This window comes from Shewanella kaireitica (genome assembly GCF_023284045.1).
GTDB lineage: Bacteria > Pseudomonadota > Gammaproteobacteria > Enterobacterales > Shewanellaceae > Shewanella > Shewanella kaireitica.
In genome coordinates this window covers 359,362-372,214 of the sequence record NZ_JAKIKQ010000003.1, presented here as the reverse complement: position 1 = coordinate 372,214, position 12,853 = coordinate 359,362, and the positions used below count along the sequence as shown (strand labels likewise).

The 12,853-nt window shown below is 44.3% G+C and carries 9 protein-coding genes; 8 read left to right on the top strand and 1 reads right to left on the bottom strand.

Translation table 11 applies throughout. The annotated features are described in order from the left end of the window. Positions 1 to 140: 140 nt before the first annotated feature. Entirely contained in the window at positions 141 to 791 is a 651-nt protein-coding gene (locus L2730_RS06530) for a response regulator (RefSeq protein WP_248973853.1), read from the top strand. Between the two features lie 50 nt (positions 792 to 841). Here L2730_RS06530 and L2730_RS06525 read toward each other — a convergent pair whose 3' ends face one another. Continuing rightward, positions 842 to 4,330 carry a hybrid sensor histidine kinase/response regulator gene (locus L2730_RS06525; RefSeq protein ID WP_248973852.1) on the bottom strand — a complete coding sequence of 1,163 codons (3,489 nt, stop codon included), beginning with the start codon at positions 4,328 to 4,330 and terminating at the stop codon, positions 842 to 844. 267 nt (positions 4,331 to 4,597) lie between these two features. On the opposite strand from L2730_RS06525, the gene L2730_RS06520 reads away from it, so the two are divergent. The 7 genes from L2730_RS06520 (at position 4,598) to L2730_RS06490 (ending at position 12,843) form a co-directional block, all read left to right on the top strand. Then, positions 4,598 to 5,638, top strand: a complete 1,041-nt coding sequence (locus L2730_RS06520; RefSeq protein ID WP_248973851.1) for a DcaP family trimeric outer membrane transporter — start codon at positions 4,598 to 4,600, stop codon at positions 5,636 to 5,638. A 157-nt stretch (positions 5,639 to 5,795) separates the two neighbouring features. Continuing rightward, positions 5,796 to 6,593: an ABC transporter ATP-binding protein gene (locus L2730_RS06515; protein WP_248973850.1), complete on the top strand. Its 798-nt coding sequence runs from the start codon at positions 5,796 to 5,798 to the stop codon at positions 6,591 to 6,593. Then, entirely contained in the window at positions 6,593 to 8,557 is a 1,965-nt protein-coding gene (locus L2730_RS06510; protein WP_248973849.1) for a long-chain fatty acid--CoA ligase, read from the top strand. Before L2730_RS06515 ends, L2730_RS06510 begins: the two co-directional genes overlap by 1 nt. Then, positions 8,554 to 9,447 carry a branched-chain amino acid ABC transporter permease gene (locus tag L2730_RS06505; RefSeq protein WP_248973848.1) on the top strand — a complete coding sequence of 298 codons (894 nt, stop codon included), beginning with the start codon at positions 8,554 to 8,556 and terminating at the stop codon, positions 9,445 to 9,447. Before L2730_RS06510 ends, L2730_RS06505 begins: the two co-directional genes overlap by 4 nt. Positions 9,448 to 9,500: 53 nt before the next feature. Beyond that, positions 9,501 to 10,574, top strand: a complete 1,074-nt coding sequence (locus L2730_RS06500; protein ID WP_248973847.1) for a branched-chain amino acid ABC transporter permease — start codon at positions 9,501 to 9,503, stop codon at positions 10,572 to 10,574. Between the two features lie 76 nt (positions 10,575 to 10,650). Next, positions 10,651 to 11,925: an ABC transporter substrate-binding protein gene (locus tag L2730_RS06495; protein ID WP_248973846.1), complete on the top strand. Its 1,275-nt coding sequence runs from the start codon at positions 10,651 to 10,653 to the stop codon at positions 11,923 to 11,925. 99 nt (positions 11,926 to 12,024) lie between these two features. After that, positions 12,025 to 12,843 (top strand): ABC transporter ATP-binding protein, encoded by an 819-nt coding sequence (locus L2730_RS06490; RefSeq protein ID WP_248973845.1) that lies wholly within the window; start codon positions 12,025 to 12,027, stop codon positions 12,841 to 12,843. Positions 12,844 to 12,853: the final 10 nt, after the last annotated feature.

Below are 12,853 nucleotides of genomic sequence, written 5' to 3'. Positions count from 1 at the left end.
TTTTTGAGCATTCGAACAGGCTATCTACTTGTAATGAAAGTGTTAAATAAGCAATTCAATAAACAAGAGAGCAATTGTGGCTAGTTGATAATAAAAGGCAATGGAGTAGACTAAAAACATGTACATATGAGGGATCAAACATGTTACAGCCACTAAAAATAATAATAGCTGATGACCATCCATTATTTCGACAAGCGTTGGTCAACATCTTAACCACTCATTTTGAAAATGTGAGTTTGTTTGAAGCGGAGTCAGTTGCAGAACTAGATGAAGTATTGAAGCGACATGATGCCGATCTGTTGCTGTTGGATCTTAATATTCCAAAAGCACATGGGTTTAATACCTTAGTCAGTATTCGCAATTGCCATGCGCAAATGGGGGTTGTTGTTATCTCGGGGCAAGAAGACAAAGTCACCGTCAGTAAGAGTATGTCGTTCGGTGCTGCAGGATTTATTCCTAAATCGACAGCTGTTGAGGTAATGGTGAGCGCTATTAAGTCGGTATTGGCAGGTCAGCAATGGGTACCTGCGGGGTGCGATAATTTTGAAGCGATAGAAGCCGACAGCATGACCAGTAAGATTGTCAGCCTTTCTCCAAGGCAACATAGTATTTTAATGATGTTTGCCGACGGTTTACTCAATAAGCAAATCGCCTACGAATTAGGTCTTTCTGAAGCGACGATTAAGGCTCACGCAAGTGCAATCTTTTTAAAACTGGGTGTGCATACCCGCACTCAAGCTGTGATTGCGATGAACGAGTTGCAACTAGAGAAAACACCTCTCACCGCTTGATTTTATATATAAATCATAGTGTTAACCTTTATCTAGGTTGGCACTATGACTTACAGTTCCTCTTCTGCAGTGTATTTCGATGTTTTACTTGTTGCATAGTTACTACGAAGGTTTTTGGCCAACGTCGCACTCATTACCGCTCTCAATGCGATAGGTTTGATAATCTTACGTAGATATCCATAGCCTAGATCTTTTGCCCTATTTACCACGTTTTCATCAATAGTTGCCGTTATCAATATGCCTGGTAGTGGTAAGTCTGTTTGCTGCTGAAGCTCTTGCATCAAATCGAGGCCATTTAGGTCATCTTCAAGCTGATAATCCATCAACACAATATCAATCTTGTGCGCATGTTTAGCAAACTCCTGTTTTGCTTGCTGAGCTGATGATGCTTGATAAACGCGGCAGTTCCAACCATGAAGTAGTTGCACCATACCGGTGAGTACGTTGGGGTCGTTATCAACGCACAACACGTGTACTCCGTTAAGAGTCAGAATGTCTACCGGCGCTTTAGGTGCAAGCTGTTGAGGCTGAACCGTTGTGAGACGCAAACTGAATATACTGCCATGCTCCTCCTTTGATGATAACGTCAGTTGATGGTTAAGCAGTGAGGCAAGCCCTTGTGAAATATTCAGCCCTAAACCGAGTCCATTAACGCCGTCGTGCCCTGAGTGCTGTAGCCTAGTAAACTGCTCAAATATCACTTTTTGCTTCTCTTTGGGGATCCCTGGTCCATCATCAACCACCTGAATAGATATACCATCTTCATGACGGCGATATCCAAGTAGTATTTTGCCTTTGCCTGCGTATCTAAAGGCATTGCTGATCAGGTTTTGCAAAATACGTCGCAATAGCACTTTGTCACTTTTAACCCAAAGCTGAGTGTTAATAAATTTGAATTTTACACTGGACGTTGCAGCTATGGCGCCAAATTCGTCAACGAGTGAGTCAATGACTTCTTGCAGGGCAAACTCGGTGATCTCCGGAATGATGGTGCCACTTTCTATGCGTGATATTTCGTTCAAGTCGAGCAGCAGTTCATTGGCAACTTGCAATGAGTTATCGATATAACCTATCTGCTGTTGTTGCTTACTGGTGAGTTGGCTGTCTTGTAAAAATGCAGATGAAAATAACCTTGCGGCAGAGAGTGGCTGCAGTAGATCATGACTACAGGCCTTTAGGTATTGACTCTTTTTCTGGTGGGCTTGTTCAACCTTTTGCAGCGCCACCGCCAGCTCTTGATTGGTATGCTCTAGGCTTAAGTTCGCTTGTTCGAGCTTTTTCGTACGCTCGTAAACCCTAGCTTCAAGATCTAGGTTTTGCTCCTTAAGTAGCTTTTCCGCTTCACGATACATGGTGATATCAGAAAATATCATTACAAAACCGCCATCGGGAATGGGGTTTCCTTCGATTCTAATCGTTTTGCCGTCAGGCTGAACTCGCTCTGTACTGTGTCGGCTACCTTGACGAAGGTAAGCTAAACGTCGTTCAACTTGTTGGACTAAATCATGTTGTAATGGGTAGGCATGACTTAAGTTAAATTCAATAAGTTGCTTGACTGGGCAGCCAATATAGACGAGGTCATCGGGATAGCTAAATAGATTTAAATAGTGTTGATTCCAAGCGACTAAATTCAAATCCTTGTCGATCACAGAGATCCCTTCACTGGCATTTTCTATCGCACTGTGCAGTACGCTGCGACTAAATTCAGTGCGATGGCTAGAGGCTTCTTCAACTAGCTGTGCCACATCTTCAATCGCAATATCTCGGCCATTAAGGGCGCAAGATATCACTAAACGAGCAGAGGCTGACCCCATCACACTAGCCAACATATTCTCTGTATAGAAAGTTAGAGCTTGGTTATGAGAAGCTTTGTCTGATATAGGCCCCTGCGTTGAGAAAAAGGCATGGAACCCTTGGGCGGCTTTTTCTTGGCCGATAAAGCGTGCAACCAGCAGCTCTAACTCTGTAGGGTTAATATATTTAGGCAGGGCTGGTTGTAATTTTGCAAGATCAGGGCGCTCGATAAAATGCGCGATTTGCATCTGCTCGTGCACACTTTGGCGAGTAAATGATGAAACTAACCAGATCATCGTGAAATTGGCAAACAAACCTACCAAGGTAGCCATGGTGGTCATTGAGTACTCGCTGCCTGCAAACGGATGAGGATACACTCCTAGCTGCGGAAATAGGTTCAGGGACAACCACAGTGAAAAGCCACTGCTTATTCCTGCGAGCACACCGATTAAGGTTACTCGTCGCCACAAAAAGGCAGCGAACAGTGCAGGGCCAATCTGGGCTATTGCACCAAATGCTACCTCTCCTAATGACGCTAGCGTATCGGGGGGAGCAAGCAGAAACATGCCGTAACTTAAGAAGATTACAAACAGGATTAATCCTTTGCGTATGTTCAATAAGTGAGAACGAAACTTATGAAAATCGGTGCTCTGAATATTGGTGACTTTGAAAAGAGTAGGGAAAACCACCTCATTGCTTAACATAGTGCTTAATGCAATGGTTGAAATGATAACCATAGAGCTTGCCGCTGATATTGCGCCGAGAAAACTAAATAGCCCTAACCAAGCGTCACCACTAAAGGCAGGAAGAAATAGCACATAGGCATCACTTTGCAGTGAATCGCCATAGAGTATGTTGCCGGCTTGCCCCAGAGGCATTGCAAAAAAGGCAAAGACTAAGATGTAAATTGGGAATGTCCAACGACTCCACAGCGCATGTTTTTGATCTTTTAATTCAACTATGAGTACTTGAAACTGACGTGGTAGACAGAGAAATGCCGACATAACAATAAAGAGTAAACCAAACATCGACACCATATTGGGGTAAGTAAACTCAGTCGATACAGGTAGCGTTTCATTAGCTTGGCGCCAGATATCCATTGGAGAGTCAAATAGAAAAAATGACACAAAAACTCCAATCGTGAGATAGGCGATGAGCTTGACGAAAGATTCAAAGGCGATGGCTAGCATCATCCCAGGATGACGCTCAGTGACATCAATGGCTCTCACACCAAAAATGATGGTAAAACCGGCCAATATAAGACTCACCACTAAACCTAGCTGCCAAGAGGAGAGTAGGTGGTCTTGTCTTAAAATTTCATAGGAGTTAACAATGGCTTTTAGTTGTAGTGCGATGTAAGGCAAGGTGCCAAACAGAGCGACAAAGGTCACTACCGTCGCCAACAGCTGTGACTTGCCAAACCTTGCGGCAAGTAGATCGGCAATCGAGGTGATATTGAGCTTAAGACAAACACGGATAATGCGTTGAATAAAAGGCCAAGCAAACATAAAAAGTAAAATTGGGGCAATATAAACAGGCAGGTAAGAGAAAGAGTTACTGGCTGCCTGTCCGGCAGTACCTAGAAATCCCCAAGAGGTGCAATAAACGCCCAGAGATAGTGAATATATAATTGTATGTTGCTGTTTAAAAAGCTTTTCTCGATATTTATCACCCAGAAATGCCATCAGAAATAGCAAACCAATATAGCTAATACTGATCGTCACCAATAGCCAATTAGGAAACATGCTGTAGTCACACCTTTTTATTGGGAAATACCCGCCGAATAAGCGAAGTTCCCCTTAATTGTTATAGAAATTAACATATCACATTTTCACTTTTTAAGAGCACTGAAAGCTATCGACTTAAGTCTTAATCCGTTGTGGTTAATCCCTTGTGGCTAGTTCGCTAGTATTGCGCCTAACGTATTAATACTGCTGCACTAATACCATTACACAATTGAGCTAATACTTTTAATTCTGCATCTTGAGTGCAGACATTAAAGGGGATAAAAGATGCTCATTTCTAAAATAAAAAAAATCACATTAGCAGGTTCGTTGTGTTTGCTCGCCAGTTCAGCGGCTGCCGGTTATGACTTTGAAGTTGGCGAAGATGGCAAATTAACATTTGGTGGTTACATCAAAGTCGATGCGCGTTATGTCAGCGGTGATGTTGGTTACCGTGACTTTTGGATTGGCACTGGCACGCCGCTTGAGGCGAGTGCTTCTCAATTTAGAATTTTTGCTAACGAAACACGCTTTAACACTAAATATGTCCACGGCGATGTGATGGGCTTTATTGAAATGGACTTTCTTGGAGGTGGTGGCAACCAGGTTGTTTCCAACTCTGCAAATCCAAGAATACGTCATGCTTTTATTAAATATGAAGGGCTAACGGCAGGTCAAACTTGGACCACCTTTATGAATACTAGCGCGATTCCAGAAACAGCTGACTTTGCAGGTGCAACGGTGGGTTTGGCCTTTATTCGTCAAGGTCAAATTCGTTACGACATAGGTGGCTTTCAATTCTCAATAGAAAATCCTGAAAGTGTAGGTGGAGATACGGCAAATGATGATCTACCCGATGTAGTTGCCCGTTATAACTTTAAAGGTGACTGGGGTGATATCTCAATATCTGCGCTTGGTCGTAGCCTAAATACTGATCTAGGCAATAGTGAAACGGCATTTGGTGGCTCTATTGCTGGGCGCATTAAAACTTTCGGTAAAGATGATCTGCGTTTCCAATTCCACCAAGGCGAAGTGGGTCGTTATGTCGGTATTGGTGTCGCGCGCGATTTGGTTGGTGAGGAAGTTGAAAGCACTACATCTTATCTAGCCGCTTACCGCCATTTTTGGACCGATACCCTAAGAAGTACCGCGCTTTATGGTCGAGTAGAAACAGACATTGGCAATGCCGAGCGTAGCCAATGGAGTGTTAACCTTTTCCAAAACCTCACTCCGCATTTAGCGATTGGTTTTGAGGTGGGTAACTTTGAAATTGGCGATCAAGATGTCGACTCCGACTATGCACAACTCTCTTTCCGCTACGCACTGTAATTGTTGTTGGTGGCAGGGAAATCCCTGCTGCCGCTTGAGTGTGAACGGGTCTTGTTATATTTCGTTATAGGTTACCCATGACAGTCGTTAGAAGTAAGTACTTAGTGACAGTAAGTGCGAGAAACTGAGCGCTGTTGCAGTGTAAAGGAGTATGGGTGTGGTAGATAAAATCTTAAAAGTTGAACAGATTTCCTTAGCATTTGGTGGCGTAAAAGCGCTAACAGATGTCAGTTTTGAAGTTGAAAAAGGGTCGGTGTTTTCGATTATTGGGCCTAACGGTGCAGGTAAAACCTCGATGCTTAACTGTATCTCCGGTCGCTATCGTCCCTATGAAGGCTCCATTCATTTTGATGACCAAGAAGTCACCCACATGCGACCAAATGACCGTGCCGATTTAGGCATTGGTCGAACATTCCAAAATCTAGCGCTATTCGGTCATATGTCAGTTCTCGACAACATCATGGTTGGCCGTCATCACCAGATGAAAAATAACTGGTTAACTGGGCCGCTTTACTGGGCTTCTCCTGCGCAAAAAGAGGAGCTTAAACATAGGCGCCAAGTTGAAGAGATAATCGATTTTCTCGATATCTCTCATGTGCGAAAGTCAATTGCAGGCACTCTGTCTTACGGTTTGCGTAAACGGGTCGAACTGGCTCGGGCCATCGCGCTAAATCCCAAACTAATCCTACTTGATGAACCCATGGCGGGCATGAACCTAGAAGAGAAGGAAGATATGGCGCGCTATATCTTAGATCTCAACGAAGAGTTTGGCATTACTGTGGTGATGATTGAGCACGATATGGGAGTGGTTATGGATATTTCTCATGAAGTGATGGTACTCGATTTTGGTAAGAAACTAGTTAGCGGTTTACCTGACGAAGTTATGGCAAACGAACATGTTAGGCAAGCTTACTTAGGCCTAGATGATAATGAGCAGCTGCAGGAGGTGGGTTAATGAAAACTGCAAATGAAGGTGCTGCAGAACGTTTTGATATGGGTGATATGGATACCTTTCCCAAAATATTGCGACACAACGCGCTCTTATGGAGTGATGATATTGCCATGCGTGAAAAAGAGTTTGGCATTTGGAGCGAGTTTAGCTGGCTTGATTACCACAACCGCGTTAAATGGCTGTCATTAACTCTGCGTGATTTGGGCATTGAAGCTGAAACAACCATCGCGCTATTGGGCGACAACCGACCAGAGTGGATTTGGGGCGAAGTTGCAGCCCATGCTTTATGTTGTTTCTCTTTGGGGATCTATCAAGACTCGCTGCATGAAGAGGTGGCATACCTGCTTAACCGCAGTAATGCGCAGGTGGTGATTGCTGAAGATGAGGAGCAGTGTGACAAGTTACTTGAGCTTGGTGATCAGATCCCATCAGTAAAATACATCGTCTATTGCGATCCTCGAGGGATGCGTAAGTACGACGACCCGCGATTGATAAATATCGAAGATATTTACAAGAGTGGTCAGCAGCTTGATAAACAAAATCCAACCGCTTATGACGAGCTAGTCGATGCAGGCAAAGCTGACAATATTGCCATCTACTGCACCACATCTGGCACGACCTCAAAACCCAAAATTGTATTGTTGCAGGGCAGTAAGTTTATTGACCACTGCTGCTCATACTTGCGTGCCGATCCAAGAATGCCTGGCGACAACTATGTATCGGTACTGCCTCTGCCTTGGATAATGGAGCAGGTCTATGCCGTCGGCCAAGCACTGATTGCCAGACAGATAGTTAACTTTGTAGAAGAGCAAGAGACTATGATGGCTGATCTTCGTGAAATCGGCCCAAGCTTTGTATTACTCGCGCCGAGAGTGTGGGAAGGGATTTTAGCCGACGTTCAAGCGCGGATGATGGACTCTACGCCACTGAAGAAAAAACTATTTGAGTTTGCGATGAAACGCGCAGAAACAGCGCTTGCTCAAGGTAAGCGATCGACGTTGGCGGATGTCCTGTTAATGAAAGCGCTGCGCGATAGGCTGGGTTTTTCATTTCTAAAATCTGCAGCTACTGGTGGCGCAGCTATGGGCCCGGATACCTTCAAGTTCTTCCAGAGTATTGGGGTGCCACTGCGCCAACTATACGGTCAAACCGAGATGTGCGGTGCTTACACCATTCACCATCAGGATGATGTTGACTATGACAGTGTTGGTGTTGCTTTTGATACCGCCCAGTTGCAGGTGATTAATACTGACAGCGAAGGTGTTGGGGAGGTTATCGCCAAAACGGTGGGTATGTTTAATGGTTATCTTGGTGACCAAGCGGCCTTTGATGAAGATGTTAAAGATGGCTGGATGCATACTGGAGATGCGGGCTATTTCAAGTCATCGGGGCATTTGGTGGTCATCGACCGTATTAAGGATCTGGCCAAAACCAGCCATGGGATCCAGTACTCGCCACAATATATTGAAAACAAGCTCAAGTTCTCTTCGTTCATCGGTGAAGCTGTGATTTTAGGCAAAGATAAGCCGTTTCTATCAGCCATTCTTTGTATTCGTTTCAGTATTGTCGCTAAGTGGGCGGAACAGCAAGGACTGGCATTTACCAACTACACCAACCTGTCAACGTTGCCAGAGGTTTATGAGCAACTGACTAAAGAGGTGGAAATAGTCAATCAATCGCTGCCCGATGCACAGAAGATCAATAAATTCATTTTGTTATACAAAGAGCTTGATGCAGATGACGGCGAACTGACTCGTACCCGTAAAGTTCGCCGAGGTGTTATTGCTGATAAATACGCTGACATTATCGAGTCACTCTATAGCGATAAATCCCATGTTGATATCGATACCGTCATTACCTTCCAAGATGGCAGTCAATCGCGCATTCAAACCCAACTGAAGGTGGCAACTGTGATTGAATCTTCAGTGGCTACTCAAAGCAGTATTTCTCAAAGGAGAGCATCATGAATTTTGAACTGTTACTGCAACTTATCATCAACGGGGTGATTGTTGGCCTGTTATACGGCGTAGTGGGGATGTGCTTTGTTTTAGTGTACAAGTCGACTCAGATTGTAAACTTTGCCCAGGGTGAGTTCTTGTTAGTGGGCGCATGGGTTTGTTGGGCGCTCTTGGTTTACCTACAGTTGCCATTCTTCTTAGGCTTCTTACTCACACTCTGCTTTATGGCGGTGTTTGGGGTGTTTCTACAGATGATAGTGCTTAGACCCATGATTGGTGAACCCATTATTTCAGTGATCATGGTGACGATTGGCTTATCTATCTTCTTCCAATCTTTGACTAAGTGGATCTTCGGTGTTTCTCCGCAGAGTTACCCAACAGTTTTCGATACCCAATCAATCTCAATCTTTGGGCTTAATATCGAGTTGGCTTACTTAATGAGTACCGTGATTGCGCTCATTATTATGGTCAGTTTTTTCTTGTTCTTTAAATATTCAAAACATGGCTTGGCAATGCGGGCGACAGCGTTTGACCAGCAAGTTGCGCAAAGTTTGGGAATATCAGTGAAACAAGTTTTCGCCATGAGTTGGGGAATTGCAGCGACAGTGTCTGCAACCGCAGGTGTAGTGATCGGCATGGTGAATGGTGTCTCAGACTCTCTCTCCTCTATCGGCATCAAGGTCTTTCCTGCGGTTATTCTCGGTGGCCTCGACTCAATAGTCGGCGCAATAGTCGGTGGCATTACCATTGGTATTTTAGAAAACGTGGCTGAGTTCTTTGATAGTCAGTACCTGCATATCGGCAACATGTACGACATCGCGCCGTTTTATGTGCTGTTGATCATTCTATGGTTTAAGCCTTATGGCCTGTTTGGTACTCGCGACATCGAGCGCATCTAAGCACCTGTCTTACGCTACTTATTTATCGCCAATTTTTTGTTTAAGGAGTTCTTATGTCTAGCTTAGCGATGCGTCCGTGTGGTGATTTCCGCACCAGCTATAAAGCCGACAACACAATATTTGAAACTAAAACTATCCGACTGATGACGATAGCGCTTATCGCCATTGCTTGTGGTGCGCCATTGGTACTTGATGGCTACTTTCTAACGCTGTTTATTCAGATCTCATACTTAGGGATTGCCGCTCTTGGTCTCAATATATTGGTGGGGTTCACTGGGCAGATCTCACTAGGTCATGGCGCATTCTTTGGCTTTGGTGCTTTTGCCTCAGCATGGTTAAACACTAGCTTTCAAATTCCTGTGGTGCTGTGTATTCCGCTGGCAGGCTTTTTGACCATGGCCGTTGGCATGATGTTCGGAATGCCAGCAGCAAGAATTAAAGGTCTGTATCTTGCCATTGCGACCTTAGCGGCGCAGTTCATTATCGAGGACTTTTTTGCTCGAGCAGAGTGGTTCTCTGGCGGTTCTTCAGGCTCTATGGCAGCGCCAGTCAATCTATTTGGTTTTGAGTTTGATACCGATCAGAGCTTCTACTACATCGCGTTATTTGCATTGGTATTTATGTATATCTGGGGCTGTAACTTGATGCGCAGCCGTGATGGACGGGCATTTGTTGCGGTGCGAGATCACTATCTCTCTGCTGAAATTATGGGGGTGAAGCTTAACAAATATCGATTGCTGTCATTTGGAATATCTTCGTTTTACGCAGGTATTGGCGGTGCTTTATATGCTCACTACTTAGGTTATGTTTCGGCGGAAGGCTTCACCATTTTGATGTCTATTCAATTTTTGGCAATGGTGATCATTGGCGGCCTTGGCTCAATAAAAGGCACCTTAATGGGGGTGGTGTTTATGGTGTTATTGCCAGAAATGCTCGAGAGCATTGTTGGGCTGATGAAGTACACCGACTGGGGCAATATCCCCATGGTGACTGATGGCCTTGCCTATATCAAAGAGATGGCGATTGGATTGGTCATCATCCTGTTTTTGATTTTTGAACCTGAAGGGCTAGCCCATCGCTGGGCACAAATTAAGAATTATTGGAAATTCTACCCGTTTGCTTACTAACAACCTGGTTTTACCGAGCTGTACAGCAGCGGTATACAGCTTTCAACTTTGACTGAACACTTGAAGGATTATAACAATGCATAACAATACCGAGAAAAACAGATTGAGCAAAGTGAACTATTTAAAATTGGCTCTGGGCTCAAGCATTGCTTGTTTAGCAACCACAGCCAATGCTGAGGAAACTATTTTTGTTGGCCATCTGGCTGATATGTCGGGGCCAACAGCATTTGTGGGTAAGCCATATGCTGATGGTGTTCGAGACTCGTTAGCTTATATCAATGCCCATGGTGGTATTGACGGCACTAAGCTTGAGTATGAAACTATCGATTATGCCTACAAGGTTCCGCAAGCTATCGCTTCTTATAAGAAGTGGAAATCACGTAAGAATATGGTGGCTATGCAAGGATGGGGAACGGCAGATACTGAAGCACTAATCTCGTTTGCAGCAAAAGATAAAACACCGGTTTTTTCGGCATCTTACTCAGGGCATTTGACTGACCCAGAAGGAAAGAATCCTAAGACCAAAAAGCCAGCACCCTATAACTTTTTCTACGGTGCATCTTACTCTGATTCTTGCCGTGGCTTAGTGCAGTGGGCGGCAAACGATTGGAAAACCAAAGGAGGACAAGGTAAGCCCAAGTTTACTCACATTGGCGCTAACCATCCTTTTCCCAACGCTCCTAAAGCTGCATGTGCTGAATACGCAACCGAGTTAGGCTTTGATGTTCAGCCTCCTGTGGTCATTTCGATGAAGCCCGGTGACTTTAAAGCTCAGTGCTTGAGTCTTAAAAGCTCTAAAACTAATTATGGCTACATTGGTAACTTAGGTGGCTCGGTGCAGTCATTGATAAAATCCTGTAATACCGTCGGTACCGATATCCAGTTTATGTCGAATATCTGGGGCGGCGACAAGTTGGTATTTAAGGCGGCGGGAGAGGGCGTTAAAAACTACATTTTCCCAACCATGACGCCATTTTGGACTGATGACGTGCCTGGGATGAAGCTGGTTCGCGAGATCTCAAAGATGTCTGATAGCGATGGTGATGAAGAGCGTCTGCACCATTATATTCGCGGTGTTTGCTCGACCTACTTTATGAAAGAGTCTATGGAGTGGGCTAAAGCAAATGGCGGAGTAACAGGAGAGAACGTTAAAAAGGGCATGTACGCACGTAAAAACTGGGTGCCGAAAGGGCTTGAAGGGGTTTGTTTAGCGGCAACTTGGACACCTGAAGATCATCGCGGTATTAACCAAGTCAACATCTATAAAGGTAACTTTAATGGTGGTGATGTGCGAGTTGAAAAAGTGAATCAGGTGACACTGGAACGCCGTGTTGATTGGTTAGGTTACTAAGCTTCGCTTGCAAAATTTTGCTTACTAATCTTAAACGGGATACCAGCCTAGTGGGTGAGCGATTATCTGCTAGGTAATAACATTAAAGTTGGAGTTGTTATGTCACAAGCTGTGCAGTTAAAGCCTGAGAGCCCACTGTTGTCAATTAATAACATTGAAGTGGTCTATGACGATGTTATTCAAGTTTTACGTGGGGTGAGTATTGATGTTCCTCAAGGTGAGATAGTGACGTTGTTGGGGCCAAATGGTGCGGGAAAATCAACCACCTTGAAAGCGATATCTGGATTACTGAAAACAGAAAATGGCGAAGTATCTCGCGGTGATATTCATTTCATGGGCGAGAGAATTGACGTTAAAAATGCAGAAGATGTGGTGCGTTCCGGTTTGTTTCAGGTCATGGAAGGTCGGCGTATTGTTGAAGATATGAGTGTTATTGAAAACTTAAAACTAGGCGCTTATACCCGTAATGATGGCCAAGTTAATCAAGATATCGACATGGTATTTAACTATTTCCCTCGCCTAAAGGAACGTACGGGGTTGGCGGGATATTTATCGGGTGGGGAGCAGCAAATGCTTGCCATAGGCAGAGCTTTAATGGCGAGGCCGAAAATGATCTGCTTGGATGAGCCGTCAATGGGGTTATCACCACTGCTGGTTAAAGAGGTGTTTGGCATCATTGAAAAGATCAATCGGGACCAAGGGATCACTATGTTGCTGGTGGAGCAAAATGCCAACTATGCACTAAAGGCGGCTAATTACGGCTACATTATGGAGTCGGGCAAGATAGTGCTAGATGGTAGTAAGGAGCAACTATTAAACAACGAAGATGTGAAGGAGTTTTATCTCGGTGGTGGTAACGAAAAGCGTAAAAGCTTCAAAAATTTAAAGTCGTATAAACGCCGTAAACGTTGGTTGTAAAGGAGTCTCG

Bases quoted from the DNA above. Each gene is read 5' to 3' on its own strand.
- L2730_RS06530 (WP_248973853.1), top strand. From the start codon at position 141: ATGTTACAGCCACTAAAAATAATAATAGCTGATGACCATCCATTATTT.
- L2730_RS06495 (WP_248973846.1), top strand. From the start codon at position 10,651: ATGCATAACAATACCGAGAAAAACAGATTGAGCAAAGTGAACTATTTA.
- L2730_RS06490 (WP_248973845.1), top strand. From the start codon at position 12,025: ATGTCACAAGCTGTGCAGTTAAAGCCTGAGAGCCCACTGTTGTCAATT.
- L2730_RS06520 (WP_248973851.1), top strand. From the start codon at position 4,598: ATGCTCATTTCTAAAATAAAAAAAATCACATTAGCAGGTTCGTTGTGT.
- L2730_RS06500 (WP_248973847.1), top strand. From the start codon at position 9,501: ATGTCTAGCTTAGCGATGCGTCCGTGTGGTGATTTCCGCACCAGCTAT.
- L2730_RS06525 (WP_248973852.1), bottom strand. From the start codon at position 4,330: ATGTTTCCTAATTGGCTATTGGTGACGATCAGTATTAGCTATATTGGT.
- L2730_RS06510 (WP_248973849.1), top strand. From the start codon at position 6,593: ATGAAAACTGCAAATGAAGGTGCTGCAGAACGTTTTGATATGGGTGAT.
- L2730_RS06505 (WP_248973848.1), top strand. From the start codon at position 8,554: ATGAATTTTGAACTGTTACTGCAACTTATCATCAACGGGGTGATTGTT.